Origin of the sequence: Arthrobacter sp. ISL-72 (genome assembly GCF_018613755.1) — a bacterium.
In the GTDB taxonomy this organism is placed as follows: domain Bacteria; phylum Actinomycetota; class Actinomycetes; order Actinomycetales; family Micrococcaceae; genus Arthrobacter.
Genome location: NZ_JAGGPP010000046.1, coordinates 1 through 16,716 on the forward strand (window position 1 = coordinate 1; position 16,716 = coordinate 16,716).

Here is a 16,716-nt window from a genome sequence, read left to right on the forward strand (position 1 = left end):
TGCGCGTCTCATATCCCTAGCGATTCGAGACATCTGGGTTATGGTCTATCGCATCAGCCGGTCACTTGTCGGACTTGAACACGATCGAGTCGAAGACGGCGCGTGCCTCTCTCGTCAGCTCCGGATTGATCGATTCGTGGAATTGGACCACCCAGATGACAGCGCGCTGGCCGTTTAGGTCGACCACTCGGTAGGTTTCGCGTTCATTCTGAGTCGAGTACCAGCGTGAGCATTCGTTTGAGAATTCTGAGTGGATGCAGAACTTGCCGCGGTCGCAGGCTGTGATGTCCACGTCGCCCTCGACGGAGTGGTCGAACTCGAAGCCGGAGTAATCGCCCACCGCGACCTCGACGGGAGGGGTGCTCGCCGTTGACGTCTGCGCCGTCATTGCGTCGACGAAGGCCTCAGCCGACGGATCGACCTCGACGAGCGCGCCCTGCCACGCGCATGCGTCGGTCGGCACATATTTGGCGGGCCAAAAACCCACGAAGACCGCCCCTTCATCCGGGTGATCCGGGTCGTCCTTGGCCAGGCCGTCGCCGTCGGCAGTCAACCAGCCGTCTGGGACGGTGATCGCGAAAGGCTCTGTGAAGCTGGTGACGAGGTATGTGCCGGCGTCGATGTCGCCGCTCTCCGGCAGCGGTGCGACCGTGCGAGCCTCCGTAGTTGGTGCGGGGGACGGCGCCTCGGCGGTGGTGCACGCCGAGAGGCCGACGGGCCCGAGTAGTCCGAGCGACAAGATCGATGCCGAGGCTATAGCGCGGCGTAGCAGCACGGACATGGAGGCCTCCAAGGGCGGACTTTGTGGTGGGCACGTTACGCCCAGACGTCAGCGGCCACAAGGGGTAGGCACTAAGGCCATGAACCCGCTCTCAAGGTGCAACGGGAACGGACCTGAATACCCGCCGCCGGCGACTGTGGTCATCCCCGCTGGTTCGCCAGGGCTCCAGCCCCCATGTGCCTGAAAAACCGCTCCCGGACCGTGGTGGTGAGCACCGTGCAGCTGAGCAGCCACCTTTCCGGGTCATCCTCCGGCAGACACCCGAATCCGTTGCGGGAGTGGGAGCGGTGGGCGTCCTGGAAAGCTGTGCCTTTTCAAGACGCTGGTGCCTTTTCTCAGCCGGATTGAGTGCGCCCGGCGAACCTCCGCGGCGCACAGCGCTGGGCGCTGTGTAATGGTCCTCGCTTCGCTCGGGCTGTAGAAGCGCTTTTCTTGTTTTTGGCTGCTGTCCCAAGGGATTGTACGTACCCGCTCCGGCCCGTCTAGCCCCTCCGTGAATTCCGGGGCCTGCGTGCCGGGAATTTCCCTCCGGCGCTCCTGCGTCTCTTACTTCCTCCGGGAATTTCCCGGCCCCTTGCCCAAGGGTAGACAGGCCTCCGTCGGGCACAGCTCCGCAAGCTTCGCCAGCAGCCAAAACAACGGGGTGCCCCTATGTTTTTCGTCAATCTGCGGGCGTCGCCTGTTACTCGTGCATCGGCCCGGCCCGGGCCGGGACAGCGGACCCGTCGCCCGGGTTTCGTCCGGATCGACGAAACGCTGTCACTGATTCTGGACAGCCCGGGGGATTCGTTACTAATATCTTGTCCACCGTCCGGCAGGGGCGCGTTCGGCGTCCGGGAAGGAGGAGCAGATCACCGCTGACCCAGACCAATCTACGACTGATTTATCCGTTGAAAGCCCCTCGTTCGAGGGGCTTTCCCGTGTCTGAGAACACGTCCTCGGGCGGCATGCTCGCAGCAGGCCATAAGGGGCGGCGGGTAGACTCTGTCCGTGGCGACGCTCCAGGAGGGGCCCTACCCCTGAAGTGCGGACGCTGCCCCACAGATTTCTTAAGCAGAGGGAAACCGATAAGAGACCGGCATATGCCGGTCTCTTATCGGTTAACCGGCATGCCAGGCGGAAGCCTCCCCGAGGTGAGTCCGCTGTATGGTGAAGTTGGCTTCAGGCGGCGGCGCTGCGGCCTGGTAGAGGGTTCGGTCGCGGGGCATGGCGTAGCGGGGTGTCGCAGCGTCGTCGGGCGGTGGCCACGAGGGCTTGGTTGTGGCGGTTGCCTTCGGAGCGTTTGCGGTCTTAATAGGCCCGGCAGGCGGGGTCCTTGAGTGAGGCGAAGGCGGAGAGGAACAGGACACGTTTGAGCGCCCGGCGTGGTCGCAGATCGATTCGATTGTCTATAGCTAGGGACCCTTCTATGTTTCTCAAGCCGGTCGGGGTGTGGCGTCGGTGGCGTTGAGCCTCAGGAAGAAAGAGGCCCGGAACGGGCAGGGCTCTGATAGCAGTGGGGGCTTTGAGTACGATGCTGCCGTTCTTTTCTCAGCTTTAGAGCATGTCGAATTCTGAGACGAGGTCCGCCCGGCCCTCTTCGAGCCGGTACGCGACGCCGATCACGGCTGTGGAGGAATTGTCCACGGCGGAGGAGATCACCTGTGAACTCTCCAGGAGCCGGGCCGCGGTCTGCTTGGCATGTTCAACGACCATGTCGTTGACGTCCGTCTTGTCCTCGCGCAGCGAGGTCAGCACCGACGGGGTGATCCGTTCGACGAGGTCGCGGATGAAACCCGGGGGCATCTCTCCGGTTTCCACCGCATTTTTCGTGGCCGTGACAGCACCGCAGTTGTCATGTCCGAGGACGACGATCAACGGGGTATTCAGCACCGATACGCCGTATTCGAGCGATCCGAGAACGGCGTCGTCGATCACATGCCCCGCTGTGCGCACCACGAACGCGTCGCCGAGGCCGAGGTCGAAAATGATTTCCGCGGCCAGGCGGGAGTCCGAGCATCCGAAGATGACCGCGAAGGGGTTTTGGGAGTCCACCAGCGCGCTGCGCCGGGAGGCGTCCTGGTTGGGGTGTAGCGCGTCTCCGGAGACGAAACGCTTGTTGCCGGCGAGCAGACGCTGCCATGCTTCGGCTGGGCTGATTTGGGTAGTCACCTCCCTTACTTTACGGGGGACGTCCTTGTTCTTGCACAGGGACCACAGGCCGTAGATCGAAAACTCGACGGGTCCCGCGAGATTGCGGACGCGCTCCAGCTGGGCCACGCGGAACGCGCACCTGTTCGACCTCGTCCGCCCACAAGGGCAGCCCACGCGCCAAGTCCAGCGGTCCGTGTAACGGTTACGCCCTGCCCTGCGAAGGTTCATCGACTCCTTCCTCGAGCTTGAGTCCAAGGTATGAAGAAGGTGGCTTCAGGCGGCGGCGCTGCGGGGCTGGTAGAGGGTTCCGTCGCGGAGCATGGCGTAGAGGGTGTCGCAGCGTCGTCGGGCCAGTGCCGCGAGGGCCTGGTGGTGTCGTTTTCCTTCGCTGAGTTTCCGGTCGTAGTAGGCCCGGCAGCCGGGGTCCTTGAGGGAGGCGAAGGCGGAGAGGAACAGGACGCGTTTGAGGGCCTTGTTCCCTCTCCGTGAGGCGTGGTCGCCGCGGATCGAGGTACCCGAGCGCCAGGTGACGGGGGCCAGGCCCGCATAGGAGGCGAGGTGGCCGGCGGTGGGGAAGTTCTTGCCGACGACGTCGGTGAGGATGCGTGCGGCCGTCCTGACGCCCACCGCCGGCATGGATGTCAGGACTGGGTGAAGAGGGTGGGCCTCCACGAGGGCCTCGACGCGTGTCAGGACCTTCATCCTGGCCTCGTGGATCCCGGCAAGCATGCCAGCCAGTTCCGGGAGGACGATTCCGGCAGCACTGGTGCCGATGACCACGACGTGCTGTTCATCCAGTGCCGCCATGATCTGCTCTGAGAGCCGGTTGAACATCTTTGGTGCGAGCTTCCGCAGCCTGGCCGCGATGCGTTTCTGTCCGGCCTTCCGGAGAGCTTCCGGGGTGGGCCAGATGCGGATCAGGTCCAGCACGGCCGGGTGGTCCAAGCGCGGGCCGAGGACCCTTTCCAGGGCCGGGTGGATCTGGGTAAGCAGGCCGCGGATCCGGTTCGTGACCGCGGTGGCCTGCTGGGCCAGGTCGTCATCAAAGCCACACAGCATGGACAGCTCGGCCTGTTCCTCCTCGGCGACTTGGACGGCGCGCAGCGTGTGCGGCATGGTACGCGCGGCTGTAGCAATGATGAAGGCGTCTCGGGCATCGGTTTTCGCCTCACCCGGATGCAGGTCCGCGATCCGGCGCATCGACAGGCCCGGCAGATAGCCCACAACAACGCCAGCGGCCTGCGCCACGGCAACCGGCAGTGCCCCGACGGTGGCGGGCTGGTCCACGACCAGCAGGAGCCGACCATGGGATGCCAGGTCCTGCAGGATCAGGCGCAGACGGCCTTCATCGTTCGGCAGAGCTTGGTCCAGCAGTTTCTTACCGGTCCGGTCCAGGGCGACGGCATGATGTTCGCCTTTGCCGACGTCCAGGCCAATAAACACATCAATGGATTCGTAGTTCTCGATCATGCAGCACCTCCGGTCGGCAATCCCCAGCTCTTGCGCCGGCCTGTGGGTTGGTGTCGAAGCCCGGCATTCACGTTACGCACGACGATGATTTCTGTCCTGCCCCTATCAGCGGTCTCTCCGGCACCTGGCGGTCCCGGTGGCTTCACCCCGTGGATCATCAACGACAGAGAGAGGCAACCGTGCCGGGACCAACAGGCCAGCACACCCCAATCCTGCACGAGAACCAGGGTCCAGAAAACAGTAACGGAGAGGGGAAGCTGGCCAATCACCACGAGCGCCCCACTCTCGCTAGCCACCGGCAAAACCACGACGAGGGGCGCAACCCGGTTGGTCAGCGCACGCAGCCCGCCTCCTACCGCTTGACAGACATAGAAGCGTCGGGGGAGAGGGGAGCTGGCCGGTCACCATGGCCGCCCCGCCCACCCAACTTCTCGGCAGGAAGGAGCAACACCATGAACGCAGTCACCATCAAGACCGTGACCACCGCCGACACCGGCGAGACCATCCACGATGTTCCCGTGCTCGTGGATTACCACATGAACGACGGCTACGACTGGATGGACGTCATCAGCGAACACGGCTGGGCCGTGATTCCAAGCTGGGGTTGTGACGGCTGGGACCTGGGCCAGTGGCCTTATGTCATGGTCGCCGCGATCCGCACCGCGGATGAGATCGGCAACCTGTTCGGCATAGCCACCTACTGCGAGGGCGACGTGACCTGCACCTTCTTTAGGAAGAAGACCCAGCTCTGGGACGCGATCACCGAACAGGCGTTCTTCCACTGGAAGAACGGACAGGCCCAAGGCCCGGAAGACCTGCCCGTAGCCGCCGCCGAACTACCCAGCCGCTACCGGATGCCCTCTGGGATCCACGAAGCGGCCTAACCAACACCAAAAGCCGGTGCCCCGCTGACAGCGGCGGGGCACCGCACCCCAAACACCGCCACCTGAGAGGACAAAACCTGATGAGCACCTGCACCGCCCTGATCATCCCGCCGGCACCAACGCCCCGGCCCGCATCGAAACCATCGACGCCGGTTTGAAGAACCTGCAAGCCCTTGTAGGCGGCAACATCGAGGCCGTGAGCGGGGATGACTGGCACCTCTACCTCAACGAGGAAGGAAAAATCCTGAGCCTCGCCCCGAACCGCCGCGCCGCGCTGCTGGTCCTTGAAGAAACCGGAGTCCTGACCGACCTGTACTGCGGGGATGTCGTGATCCTGGGCGAGACCGAGGACGGGGACGAGGACGACGTGCCCGAGCACCTAATCGACCTCGCACAGCAACTCTTCGGACTGCATCAGGCAGTGAGCTAAACCGAGGCGGTGGCCGGCCTTCTTTGCGGGCTGGTCACCGCGGGCGATCCGCCGCCGTCGCCGGGCCGGGTGCGTGGTTGCCGGCGGCGGACCGCCATTACCGGCAGTTCCGATGCGGCCACTTGAGACGCCGGCCCCACCAGATGACCGGCGTCAGAGACAAGAGGGTCCCGCCTGATGGGGGACCAGGCGGGACCTCCGTTTCATGATAGCCGGGGAGCCTGAGAGTCAGCGGGGAATCCTGGTTTTCGCTGCGCTGCAACCAGGGACATGGGCGTCCGCTCCGCGGCCGGCTGTTGGGTCCAGTGCTGTCCGTCGCAGAGCTCCGGCCATCCCTGGCCCTTTGTGTCTACGACGATGCTCCTATAGGCGTCAAATCAGGATTATGGGCAGTTTGGATGAGAGCGGCCGTGCGCTACAGATTCGTCGCTGCCGGGGGTTTTCGGCCGGAGGAGCCGGCTACTCGATGTGGATCGGCTTGGTCTCCGTGATCTGCTTTCCGCGGAAGAACCACGCCAGCAGGATGGTGCCCAGAACCGCGATGGCAGTGGACACCATGGCGAGAGACGGCACCAAGGGCATCACAATGAAAACGACGACGGCAGAGACCAGTAGCGCGAACACAGTGGTGCGGGGCTGCTTCATGGAAACAATGGCCTGCACCAGCACGGCGCCAAGGACGGTAGGCAGCACGTAAAGACGCGTGACAAGCAGCACCGACGGCGGGAGGACGCTGATCAGCCAACTGCCCAGGATGCCGACGAAGATCGCGAGCGAAATCAGGTGGACCGCTGCGGCTCCGCAGATAGCAACGACGGCTGCAAGTTCGGCACGCTTGCTGCCCGGCTTTGCGCCGATATTGGTTTGGGCAATGAGGGCCGCTGGGAGGAGTTTGTTGGAGATGTTGCCGATCATGAAGGCCTGGTACATGGCCGCTGGCCCGAGGATCGGGAAATAGGTCAGCGGCTCGACGATCCAGATGATGCCGAACGTGGCAGCAACTGCGGCGAAGGCGATCCAGAGTTGAGCCGGGCCAATGTCCAGTCCGCTGGCAAAGACGAGGTACAGCGGACCGGCAACCGAGATCAGCAATCCGGCGATCATGGTGATCTGGCCCCAGCGGGACGTGGTGCGGTTGAAGTCAGCCATGGCGGTGCCGGTTGTGGCGGGAGCGGAAGTTATCGAAGACATGAGGGGTGTTCCTTTCGTGCTCAATGGTCAGGGCCTGCAGGCGGGAGTAGGAGGCAGCTTGGGGAGCCGGAAGGGCTCAGGCGCCGACCGCGGAACCGACTGCAAGGTACGCAGCGCCCAGGCCGATGACGATCGAAAAGCCAAGTCCCCACTCCCGCAGCCAGCTCTTGCCGAGCTTCTTGGCCAGCAGCAGGCAGAGCCCCATGACCCCTACAGAGACAACGAAGGACAGAACGTGGATCCCGGACTTCGGAAGTTCGGCGAGCCCAAGGCAGGAGAATGCGCCGATCAAGGCGGCGGCCGGAACGATCGCCATTGCGGCCGGGTTCACCGAGCGGATCTTGGCGTCGCCCTTGCGGAGCAGCGGGGTCAGAATCAGGGTGGCAAGCATCCACATCGCACCACCGATGCTCATAGCAAAGAACGCCACTACAAAGACGCTTTGGGTGTAGCTGGCATCGCCAAGTTTGGCGCCCATTGAACCGGCCGCAATGCCGGCGGCGGAAACGTCATACGCAGCCGAACCGATCAGGCCGATCCGGGACAGGACAGCTGGAGCGCCAAAGAGGCCCAGGAGTGCAATGGCCACCAGAGACACGGCAAGGGAGGGGCCGATGGCCGAAACGGCACCGGAGCGGAACGAGGTCTTGACGTCCTGCACGCTCATGTCCACGGAACGCGCTGCCCGGCGGGCGGCCTTCATGAAGATCACGGACTGGATGATAATGACGCCAAACACGCCGGCCACGCAGATCCACAGAACGGGACTGTTGGCGATGGCCAGGATGTCCGTCGAGTCGTTTGCTAGCGGTTGAAGTGCCAGGGGTTGGTGCATGGAAACCTCCGGGTAAAAGCCCGGCTACAAGTCCGCACCGAACCACATTGGGTGGTACGTGCTGCACCAGGGCGAATCCTGCCCATCGACCAGATCAGCCAACGGGTTAGCAACACCTTTCATTATGAGCCGGATCATACGCAATACAAGACGGTATCAGCCAACTTAGTGGCCGAAACAGTCAAAGTGCCCTTAGCGGGGACATCACGCTTCCGGAGTCAGGCGTGACCCGGCACACTTTCAGGCAGTGAACACCCAGCAAAGGAGCACCATGCCTGACACCATTGGCGAGCTGTCCGCCGTCGAACTCACCGCCGCCATCCGCGAGAAGAAAATCTCTGCCCGGGAGGCCCTGGCCGATCATTTGGAGCGCATCGCTGAAGTGAACCCGGTTATCAACGCCGTGGTGACGCTCGACCCCGAAGGTGCCGGTGCGCTGGCACATCGCGCGGACCAGCTCACAGCATCAGGGGCTGAACTTCCACCCCTCCACGGCCTGCCCATGACCCATAAGGACACCAACAACACCGCCGGGATGCGCACCACCCAGGGTTCAATCGCGTTGCGTGACTTCATTCCTGACGCTGACTGCCTCATCGTTGCGCGGTTGAAGGCAGCCGGAGTGGTCACCACCGGAAAGTCCAATGTTCCCGAGTTTGGTGCGGGCTCACACACCTTCAACGACCTCTTTGGCACCACCACAAACCCGTACGCTCCCACGTTGAGTGCTGGCGGCAGCAGTGGCGGGGTGGCCGCCGTCGTCGCTTCCCGTGTCCAAAGCATCGGCGACGGCAGCGACATGGGCGGTTCGCTCCGCATCCCGGCTTCCTTCTGCAACCTGGTGGGTTTCCGGTCGTCGACGGCGGTCATCCCCATGCCGTCCGACATTGACGCCTACGCGTGGCTGGGCAGGACCGGCCCCATGGCGAGAAGCGTGGAGGACATCGCGCTGTTCATGTCCGTCACGGCAGGCAAGGACCCACGCGTCCCCCATCCGGCTGGCCTTGATCCCGCAGACTTTAGGTCATCTTTGGAGACGGACATGCGCGGCGTGCGCATTGGTTGGTCGCGCGACTTTGGCATTGGCGTACCAGTGGAAGCTGAGATCCTCGAGCACCTGGAACGGCAGCTGGCGGTCTTTGAGGATCTTGGTGCGATCGTGGAAGAAGCTACCCCGGATTTCAGCGAGGCAGACTTGGTGTTCGGCAACACCCGCGCCATGGACTTTGCCGCTGGTTTGGGACCGATCCTGAAGCGTTCCGGAGACGTGGTCAAGTCGGAAGTGCACTGGAACGTTAACAAGGGCTTCGCTTTGACAGCGAAAGACCTTATCGAGACTGCGGCCGCCCGGACCCGGCTGGAACGCAGCGTCCAGGCGTTCTTCGGCCGCTACGACCTTTTCGCCAGCCCGTGCGCTCAGGTCCTGCCGTTCGACGCGACGCTGCGGTACCCCTTGAATGTTGCCGGGGTGGCCTCGGAGACCTATTTGGACTGGATGCGCTCGGCCTGCCTGCTGTCCGCCACCGGACTTCCCGTCCTCAGCGTTCCCGCTGGCTTCAGCTCAGCCGGCCTGCCCATCGGACTCCAGCTCGCTGGCAACCACTACACAGATATGCAGCTGCTCCGCTGGGGCCGCGCCTTCGAGCAACAGACGGGCTACGCCGCCGTCGCGCCAGTTGTTATTGCAGGCGCCGGCATTGGTGACCAGGCACTTACGACGATGTCCGCATGAACCGTCCGCCGCGCTTGCGGGCGTCGAGCAGGATGGAAACGTCAACTCCGGCGGCATACCGGGCCCAGTCCGAGCCCGTGATGAAGCGGTAGAGCGAGGACATATCATCGACGGCAACGTCAGCAACGATCTGGTAATCGCCTGCGATCGCCGCGGCGTAACGGACCATCGGAAGTTCGGCCAGGTTTTTGCCCAGTTGTTCGACGTGTTGCGGCGACGCCCGGATCCAGAGGAGGGCTTCGACAGCTAGCCCAAAAGCTGCAGGTTCGATCACGGCCCTCAGCTGGACTTGGTTGTTGGCCAGAAGCCACTCGCTGCGCCGACGTGCCGTGGCTTCCGAAACGCGTACGCGGCGTCCGAGTGCTTCGAAGCTCATCCGGCCATCGGCACACAGTGCCTCCACCAGTTCGGTGTCCTGGCGGTTCAGTTCCTTCGGTGCCTCCAGGATGCCCGAATCGGCAGTCAATCCCGAGCGAAGCGCCTCGGCACGGTCCGCGCTGAGGATCTCCGGCCGCCAGCCCCGGATCGTACGGAAGTACCTCAGGACCGGGTAGCTGGTGGAATCCCGCAGGCCAATGGTGGAGGGCAGTTCGTCGGACAACACATCGCTCATGCGGCTGGGTTCGGTGAGGATTTCCGCTACACAGTCGCCCGTTCCGGTGGTGGTGTAAACGAAGGTGGTGTCGGTCCTTTGCGCGAGTGCTTGGGCCGCAGCACGCACGGTGCCCGGGTTGCACCGCATCTCCACGAGCACGGCGGCCGGTCTGGGGCGAACGCCCACCACGGCAACGGCGCCGGACTCCAGAAGCTGGGATCCACGGCGCGCCACCGTCCGCTCGGCTTCGCCAAGCACCGCGGCCATCTTGCGCCACGGGCAGCGCGGATCCAGCTGCAGGGCGGCAACAATCTGCCGCTCCAATGCGTCAAACACCAGCATGCCATCCCTCCATTGCGTCGCTCAATTTCATCACGAACTCCAGGTGCGGCGCGCTCCGGAGGCGAGTCCCGCCGTTGAAAGTACGGGGCGGCCGGCTGTCCGGCGGCGGAAAGCACCGATGCGATCGTGGGTTAGAGCCGACGTCCTAGCCGGCTGGCATGCTCACTGAGTTGTATCTGTGGGTGTTTGGTCGGTCAACCATTGGCGGTAGTGCTTGGCCAGAGTGTCATTGCGGAGGAGACCTCGTTCCAGGAGGGAAATCTTGGAGGGCCACTGGCCAAGCTCGCGGGCAACGGTCGTGGTGGTGCAACCAAGGTCGGTCCGCATTTGGCGCAGATCGGAGTTGTTTGGGGCTGCTTGCGGGTTGGTGATCTGGCGGTAAATTTCCCGGGCTGCGTCGCGTTTGAGGGAGCGCAGGATTTCCCGTTTGCTCTTGCCTTCCGCGGTGCGTTTGGCCACGTAGTCCTTGGTCCGTTGGCACGAGGCCATACGGACCAGGACGACCTGATATAGGGCATGATTGGCGTTCCGGTCGCCGCCTCTGCTGAGCCGGTGACGGGTTGTCTTGCCCGAGGACGCCGGTATGGGTGCAACCCCGACGAGGGCAGCAAACTGGGCCTCATTCCCAAGGCGGTCGGGGTTGTCTCCGACGGTGACCAGGAGCTGGCTGGCTACTTCCGTTCCGACCCCTAGCAGGTCACTGAGCATCGGAGCATAGGTGTCGAGAATTTCCTGGAGCGCGGCGTCAGCGGTGGCGATTTCTGCCGCGAGGGACTGGCAACGGGTGGCCAGGGATTCAGCGTCAGCAGGCACACGTACTCGGGGTCAGCCATATGGCCCGAAGGTCGGGTGCGCTGCAGGGTCGTGTTCATTGCCGCGGTACCCAAACCTCGGTATTTTTCCCGTAGTTTGTCCGGAGCTGAAACGAGAAGGCTTTTGATCTGATTGATGGCTGCGGTGCGGGCCTTGGGCCGATGTACGTCTGTGACTGTTCGTTCGGAATGGCGGTTAAATCGCAGCTCAAAATGGCGGTTCTGCGGCACCGGTTGTCTTGCATGGTGTGGTCTAAGGGGGATGCGACGCGGCTAGTTCGTGAGGGCTCGGGACCGTCTATAAAACGTTGCTCGGGACATTCCGAGATCGCGGGCAACCTGCGCTGCGGGTTCACCGGCTTCGACCAGGCGGACAGCGCTTCGAGTCTGACTGTCCGTGACCCTGCGGGGTCGGCCGCCAAGATCCCTTCCAGCTTCCCTGCGTTTGCTGATGGAATCGGTAAATTATGGACGCGCTGGCGGGCCCGTCGTATCCCGACCACGCCGAATACTCCGCGTGGGTGGCAGAAATGACCGGGTCGGATGAGCGTTTTGATCCTGCGTTCCTGGACGTCTCCGCCGTGAACCGGGCGCTGGCCGAGCAGTTCTAAGCCCGGGGTTCTGGGAGAACCGGCCCCGGCCCAAAGTCAGGCACAAGCCCCCTTTTACGGCCGCTCCCCTGTCCATTTTGAACTGGCATGCGCGGGTATTCATGGGGCGGGAGTAGCGTGCTCGCCGCCCGAACGGCACGCCAAAACCGCCACATCGGCTGCGATTTAGCCGCCATTCCCGGCTAACAATCACACGTGGGCTCTTTACTGGACCCCTCTGTCATTTTTCGACGTCGTCTGCAGCAGGGAATGTCAGAATTCGTGTGCATTTCCGATGGCCGCGGAAGTCTTGGCATGGCAGACACCCGTGGGCCTAGCTCCTGGGCCTCGGATTCGCCCTTTCATAAGCGGGCGTTTGGCTGCGGCTTGAGCATGTCGATCCCCCTTCGGAGACCACCTTGGCGTATTGAAGGGATCCCGCTTGGCCCGGGTACGGCGGCGAGCCTTTGTTTGTAAGTGAACGATCCGGTCCAATCCCTCGTCGTTATGGCTGGCGCAGGGTCTTTGGCGCCGCAATATTCACTTCTCTTCAGTAAGCCGAGCAAAGGAAGAATCATATGAAAATCAGTAACCGTCGAATTGCCGCTGTTGTTGGCTCTGCGGGGGCGTTGGGCGCGATTGTGGCCGGGGCTGCAATCGCGAGTCCGACACCGGCGGCGTCTGTCCCCGCCGCCTCGGAAAAGCATCCGGTGGAGATCGAGGTGTTTGCCCCTGGAAAGGGCGATAATGCCGGAATCGCTGGTGCTGGCTGGTTCGTCGATCTGAGTGTGCGGTACGACGGCGGCCTGGCGGCAGCAGGCTTCACCGGGCTGCAGCTCACCGGACCCGCCGCGCATGCGAACACGGCGCCCTTTCCTGGGTCATTCTCAACCGGTCAGGATGATCGTTTGCCCGGCCTTGTTGTACTCGCATCCACCACCAACAGCACAATCAAGGGCTTCTCCGGTCCTGGCACGAATCTGGCCAACCTGTTCAACCTCACCGGCGTGACCGACCGCTCGAAAAAAGGCTCTGAAATTTGGGATTCCTGGATCGTCGGCGCCCCGATTGCCGGCCAGGACGTGGACAGCACCTTGACCGTCGCCGTGATTGCCGACCTCAACCACGACGGCATCTACAACGACGCCCCGAACGTCGTGCCGGACGCTAACGGTGATGGCACGATTGATGCACGAGATCTCGAAGCGATCGGAGTCGCGTCCAAGATCACAACGATCCCGTTCCATATCTCAGGCGACCCCAAGTAGCGTGAGGCTGTTGTTGCCGGTGCAGGGCCAGGTCGTCACGGACGCCCAGTGCACTGAGCACACCCGGGGCGTGCCCGCGGCGATGGCAGAGCGGACGGCCGCCGTCGCCGATAATTCCACCATCGGATCTGCCAGGGTCCCGGCCCCTGCGGTTGTAAGCAGGTGCTCGAGAGCGTCCCGGGTTCCACTGCCATGTTCCCGTTGACCAATGCTGTTGCTGCCAGCCCGCCAGCCGTGACAGGTGTCAGCCGCCGTGCCCAGGGATGCTCCGTGCCGCGACCAGGACCGTGTCGCGTGGCCGCTGCGCTCAGGTCCGGGGAAGGTGCGCGCCAGGGCCTGCCGTTCTCCCTGACCTGGTGGTCCTTCACCTTCCTGATCGGAACCTGCGTCACCGGTGTGGCCGGTCGCCGCCCACACCCACCTGGCCGCCTTCGACGCGATGGCCGTCGCCGGCTACGCCCTCCTCGTGGCAACTTGGACCATCGTCGCCGCCCGCACCTTCCACGGAAGCATCCTTCAAGGCACCCTCTTCCAGAAGCCCGCCACTATCGCGCCGTGAAGGGGCGGTGGCGGCTCATCACCCAGCCGTCATCCCAGACAAGCACCCATCCCCTCCGTCCGAAGGCGGCACCATGCAACCCCGAATAACAACCCGCTCCCACCAACCCGCACATGCCGCCACCGACAGGCAAGAGCCAAAAGAGCCCGCCAGCTGTCGGTGGCCGTTGATGGCCGTCGGCGTGCCTCTCATTCTCGCCCTCGGGGCTCTCACCTACGGACTCGCCGCGAGCGGCACCGGACAACCGAACCCGGCAGCGGAGAAGGAGCCGACCATGATCGAAGGAGTTATCAGCTATCCGCACCTGGGCACTAACCACGTCCAGACGGCAGTGACCTATCCGCAGCGTCCCGGCGCCGGGGGAGACCACTCACCGGTCTGGACGAACTGCGGAGTCTATGACCGGCCCGTGCAGGAAACCCGGGCAGTGCACTCACTCGAACACGGTGCCGTCTGGATCAGCTACCAACCCGGGCTGCCCGCTGATGACATCGCCACACTCGCCCGGCTTGCAAGCAATCAGAGCCACGTCCTGATCAGCCCCTTCCCCGGCCAAGGCTCACGAATCGAAGCCACCGCTTGGGGCAAACAACTGAACGTCACTGACCCGTCGGATCCTCGACTGCCCGCATTCATCAAGGCGTTCCAACAAGGACCGCAAACCCCCGAACCCGGCGAGACATGCAGCGGCGGAGTCAACGGATAAGTAAACCGGCATACCGTCAGCCTGCCGATAAGGCGACTACGCGCGCCCTCCGATTAAGCTCTCGATCTCGGAGGCGGTGGCGAGTGGGCGGGCCCCTGCCGAGCTCCCTGGTGCTCCGCCACTTCACTGGGGCCCCCGCTTCCCCAATGGGATGCATCGTTCCAGTGGCGGCAGGAGGAGCTTGCCTTAAAGTAGTAGTCGGCAGGGGCTGGCAGCAAGTCTTGATGGCGTAGCCGATAGAGAGGCTGTACAGGCGCGGCTGAGCGCCGACCAGGACCAAGGAACACCTAAGCGCCGGTGTAGCCAAGGCAGCAGGCAAGGCCTCGGCGCGAAGTCGCGTGGAACAAGCGGTCCGGCGAAGCCCTGCAGAAAGGATTGAGCAGGTAGAGGGCAGCCGGGTGGGGTGATCGGCACTGAACCCGACCTCCCGGCGGACTACGCGAGGACTCTCGTCAAGCCTGAGGGCGCGACACAGCCTGCGCCCTGTGTCTGGCCCACAGGAACTGTTACTGACACTGGGTGTGCCTAGGATGAAACCCATGGCCGTCAACGGCCTCGCCACTCCTGATCTGGCCCTGCGCGCCCTAGTGACACCTGCGTAGGTTGGGGCTACACCTGAAGGAGTGATAGGAATCACTCCTTCACAATGCTGTGCGGATCGACCTCCGAAGGACCCTAGCCTGGCCCATCGTGGCACGCTCCGAACGGGTTCCGTCAAATGATTTTGGAGGGAACGTGGACAACGCTGGTAAGGCGCAAGCCGAGAGCGGTGGCCTTAGTAAGGGCCTCAAACGCAGGCATATGAATTTGATCGCCATCGGTGGGGTCATTGGCGCCGGGCTCTTCGTGGGTAGCGGCGTGGTGATCAGCAATACCGGCCCGGCGGCAATCATCTCCTTCGCGATCGGTGGGGTCATCACATTGCTTTTGATGCGGATGCTCGCGGAAATGGCCGTGGCCCGTCCCGTCGTCGGATCCTTTTACGTCTATGCGCGGCAGGCATTGGGTCAACGGGCGGGATTTACCACCGGCTGGATGTACTGGTACTTCTTCGTCATCGTGGTGGCCGTGGAGGCGATCGCTGGCGGGAGGATCATCCAGCTGTGGTTCCCGATGGTCCCGCTGTGGACACTCAGTCTGGGTCTGATGCTGCTGCTGACCGGTACCAATATGATTTCGGCCCGCTCCTTTGGCGAGTTCGAGTACTGGTTCGCCTCCATCAAGGTTGTTGCAATCATTATTTTCCTGGCCATGGGTCTGCTGTGGATTACCGGGTTGTGGCCCAAATCCACCCCCGGCTTGGGAAACCTGATCAGTCACGGCGGGTTCACTCCGCTGGGCTGGGGTGCTGTGCTTGCCGCCGTCGTCCCTTGCGTGGCCTTCTACACTGGCGCCGAGATCATCACCATCGCGGCGGCCGAATCCGAAGAACCCCAAACGGCCGTCAAGCGCGCCATGCGCTCGATTGTGGCCCGGGTGGTAACTTTCTATGTCGGTTCCATCTTCATTGTGGTGACGGTCCAGAACTGGGACGCCAAGAGCGTCGGGGTGAGCCCTTACGCGGCGGTGCTGGATGTAATGGGCATTCCGGCCGTGGGCACCATCATGAACTTCATCGTCCTCACCGCCGTACTTTCCTGCCTTAACTCCGCGCTGTACACCAGTTCGCGCATGCTCTTCGCGCTGACCAAAAACGGCGATGCACCCAAGTTCTTCACCAGGCTATCCAAGGGTGGCGTGCCCCGCCGGGCCATCCTGCTGGGCACCGCGGTCGGGTATGTGTCCGTGGTCTGTGTGTACTTGTGGGGCAACCTTGTCTTCGGGTTCCTGGTGAATTCGTACGGCGCGGTGGCACTCTTCGTGTATCTCGTGATCGCCGCTTCCCAGGTGGTTCTGCGCAAGAGGCTAGACCGCGAGGACCCCGCTGCCCTGAAGCTGAAGATGTGGCTGTTCCCCTGGCTGAGTTACGCGACCATCGCCCTGATGCTGGCGGTGATCGTGGCCATGGCCATTCTTCCCGATACCCAGTCCCAGTTCCTGATGAGTGGCGTGACGCTGGTCGTGATTCTGCTCAGCTTTGAGGTCCGCAGGCGGTTTGGTATGCACCCGGGAAGTGCCGACGACGTTGCCCCTCTGTCCGAGACCAGGGAACCGGCCCATTAGGCCGCCGAGTCGGAACGGCTCAGAAGAGCCCTTATCTGTCTGAGAATGAGCTGGTAGCGGCTTGATCAGGGCCCTTCGCCCTCGTGTGGAGATCAGCTACGTACTGCCATCAAGGTGTGCATCATTCCGGATAAAGCGGAATCCAGAGTTGCTGGAGCAGGGGCAGGCGCTCTAGGCACGACCTTCTATACGAGTGGGCCCCCCCTGTTGCCTCATGTCAATACC

The 16,716-nt window shown here is 63.2% G+C and carries 16 protein-coding genes and 1 pseudogene; 8 read left to right on the forward strand and 9 right to left on the reverse strand.

Features of this window, described 5'->3' with window-relative positions:
• Positions 1–61: 61 nt before the first annotated feature.
• The 4 genes and pseudogenes from J7I92_RS23015 to J7I92_RS23030 all read right to left on the reverse strand — a co-directional run bounded on the left by J7I92_RS23015 (position 62) and on the right by J7I92_RS23030 (position 4,384).
• The gene (locus tag J7I92_RS23015) at positions 62–781 is read right to left on the reverse strand and encodes a hypothetical protein (protein WP_214844247.1); all 720 of its coding nucleotides are present in this window, start codon (positions 779–781) and stop codon (positions 62–64) included.
• A gap of 1,100 nt (positions 782–1,881) precedes the next feature.
• Positions 1,882–2,152: pseudogene (locus J7I92_RS23020) on the reverse strand (hypothetical protein); the annotation flags it as partial.
• Positions 2,153–2,317: 165 nt separating this feature from the next.
• A complete protein-coding gene (locus tag J7I92_RS23025) occupies positions 2,318–2,932 on the reverse strand; it encodes a carbonic anhydrase (RefSeq protein ID WP_311380472.1) in 615 nt (204 codons plus the stop codon).
• A gap of 255 nt (positions 2,933–3,187) precedes the next feature.
• On the reverse strand, positions 3,188–4,384 hold the full coding sequence (locus tag J7I92_RS23030; protein ID WP_214844250.1) for an IS110 family transposase: 1,197 nt from the start codon (positions 4,382–4,384) through the stop codon (positions 3,188–3,190).
• 452 nt (positions 4,385–4,836) lie between these two features.
• Between J7I92_RS23030 and J7I92_RS23035 the strand changes: the two genes are divergently transcribed.
• Together J7I92_RS23035 and J7I92_RS23040 are read left to right on the forward strand one after the other, a co-directional pair.
• Complete coding sequence (locus J7I92_RS23035) at positions 4,837–5,268, forward strand: hypothetical protein (RefSeq protein WP_214844251.1); 432 nt, start codon at positions 4,837–4,839, stop codon at positions 5,266–5,268.
• A gap of 154 nt (positions 5,269–5,422) precedes the next feature.
• A complete protein-coding gene (locus tag J7I92_RS23040; RefSeq protein WP_214844253.1) occupies positions 5,423–5,698 on the forward strand; it encodes a DUF3846 domain-containing protein in 276 nt (91 codons plus the stop codon).
• A 459-nt stretch (positions 5,699–6,157) separates the two neighbouring features.
• On the opposite strand, the gene J7I92_RS23045 is transcribed toward J7I92_RS23040, so the two are convergent.
• Positions 6,158–6,889, reverse strand: coding sequence for a hypothetical protein (locus J7I92_RS23045; RefSeq protein WP_214844254.1), 732 nt, complete (start codon positions 6,887–6,889; stop codon positions 6,158–6,160).
• Positions 6,890–6,965: 76 nt separating this feature from the next.
• Positions 6,966–7,724 (reverse strand): DUF5058 family protein, encoded by a 759-nt coding sequence (locus tag J7I92_RS23050; protein WP_214844255.1) that lies wholly within the window; start codon positions 7,722–7,724, stop codon positions 6,966–6,968.
• 271 nt (positions 7,725–7,995) lie between these two features.
• On the opposite strand from J7I92_RS23050, the gene J7I92_RS23055 reads away from it, so the two are divergent.
• Positions 7,996–9,456, forward strand: a complete 1,461-nt coding sequence (locus J7I92_RS23055) for an amidase family protein (protein WP_214844256.1) — start codon at positions 7,996–7,998, stop codon at positions 9,454–9,456.
• Here J7I92_RS23055 and J7I92_RS23060 read toward each other — a convergent pair.
• From J7I92_RS23060 to J7I92_RS23070, 3 genes are all read right to left on the reverse strand, one after another.
• Positions 9,437–10,393, reverse strand: coding sequence for an AsnC family transcriptional regulator (locus J7I92_RS23060; protein ID WP_214844257.1), 957 nt, complete (start codon positions 10,391–10,393; stop codon positions 9,437–9,439). The two genes, J7I92_RS23055 and J7I92_RS23060, sit on opposite strands and share 20 nt — an antisense overlap.
• Before the next feature lie 162 nt (positions 10,394–10,555).
• On the reverse strand, positions 10,556–11,206 hold the full coding sequence (locus J7I92_RS23065) for a transposase (RefSeq protein WP_214844258.1): 651 nt from the start codon (positions 11,204–11,206) through the stop codon (positions 10,556–10,558).
• 272 nt (positions 11,207–11,478) lie between these two features.
• Complete coding sequence (locus J7I92_RS23070; RefSeq protein WP_311380474.1) at positions 11,479–11,658, reverse strand: helix-turn-helix domain-containing protein; 180 nt, start codon at positions 11,656–11,658, stop codon at positions 11,479–11,481.
• Positions 11,659–11,672: 14 nt separating this feature from the next.
• Here J7I92_RS23070 and J7I92_RS23075 point away from each other — a divergent pair, with 14 nt between their 5' ends.
• The 5 genes from J7I92_RS23075 (at position 11,673) to J7I92_RS23095 (ending at position 16,491) form a co-directional block, all read left to right on the forward strand.
• Complete coding sequence (locus J7I92_RS23075; protein WP_251040363.1) at positions 11,673–11,816, forward strand: hypothetical protein; 144 nt, start codon at positions 11,673–11,675, stop codon at positions 11,814–11,816.
• Between the two features lie 557 nt (positions 11,817–12,373).
• Positions 12,374–13,063: a hypothetical protein gene (locus J7I92_RS23080; protein WP_214844260.1), complete on the forward strand. Its 690-nt coding sequence runs from the start codon at positions 12,374–12,376 to the stop codon at positions 13,061–13,063.
• Between the two features lie 394 nt (positions 13,064–13,457).
• Positions 13,458–13,622 carry a hypothetical protein gene (locus J7I92_RS23085; protein WP_214844262.1) on the forward strand — a complete coding sequence of 55 codons (165 nt, stop codon included), beginning with the start codon at positions 13,458–13,460 and terminating at the stop codon, positions 13,620–13,622.
• 181 nt (positions 13,623–13,803) lie between these two features.
• Positions 13,804–14,328: a DUF3105 domain-containing protein gene (locus J7I92_RS23090; RefSeq protein ID WP_311380473.1), complete on the forward strand. Its 525-nt coding sequence runs from the start codon at positions 13,804–13,806 to the stop codon at positions 14,326–14,328.
• A gap of 801 nt (positions 14,329–15,129) precedes the next feature.
• Entirely contained in the window at positions 15,130–16,491 is a 1,362-nt protein-coding gene (locus J7I92_RS23095; RefSeq protein ID WP_214844267.1) for an amino acid permease, read from the forward strand.
• The last annotated feature ends 225 nt before the right edge of the window (positions 16,492–16,716 follow it).

Excerpts from the sequence above, each read along its gene's own strand:
- J7I92_RS23015 (WP_214844247.1), bottom strand. The coding sequence starts at position 781 with ATGTCCGTGCTGCTACGCCGCGCTATAGCCTCGGCATCGATCTTGTCG.
- J7I92_RS23030 (WP_214844250.1), bottom strand. The coding sequence starts at position 4,384 with ATGATCGAGAACTACGAATCCATTGATGTGTTTATTGGCCTGGACGTC.
- J7I92_RS23035 (WP_214844251.1), top strand. The coding sequence starts at position 4,837 with ATGAACGCAGTCACCATCAAGACCGTGACCACCGCCGACACCGGCGAG.
- J7I92_RS23045 (WP_214844254.1), bottom strand. The coding sequence starts at position 6,889 with ATGTCTTCGATAACTTCCGCTCCCGCCACAACCGGCACCGCCATGGCT.
- J7I92_RS23050 (WP_214844255.1), bottom strand. The coding sequence starts at position 7,724 with ATGCACCAACCCCTGGCACTTCAACCGCTAGCAAACGACTCGACGGAC.
- J7I92_RS23055 (WP_214844256.1), top strand. The coding sequence starts at position 7,996 with ATGCCTGACACCATTGGCGAGCTGTCCGCCGTCGAACTCACCGCCGCC.
- J7I92_RS23060 (WP_214844257.1), bottom strand. The coding sequence starts at position 10,393 with ATGCTGGTGTTTGACGCATTGGAGCGGCAGATTGTTGCCGCCCTGCAG.
- J7I92_RS23075 (WP_251040363.1), top strand. The coding sequence starts at position 11,673 with ATGGACGCGCTGGCGGGCCCGTCGTATCCCGACCACGCCGAATACTCC.
- J7I92_RS23080 (WP_214844260.1), top strand. The coding sequence starts at position 12,374 with ATGAAAATCAGTAACCGTCGAATTGCCGCTGTTGTTGGCTCTGCGGGG.
- J7I92_RS23095 (WP_214844267.1), top strand. The coding sequence starts at position 15,130 with ATGAATTTGATCGCCATCGGTGGGGTCATTGGCGCCGGGCTCTTCGTG.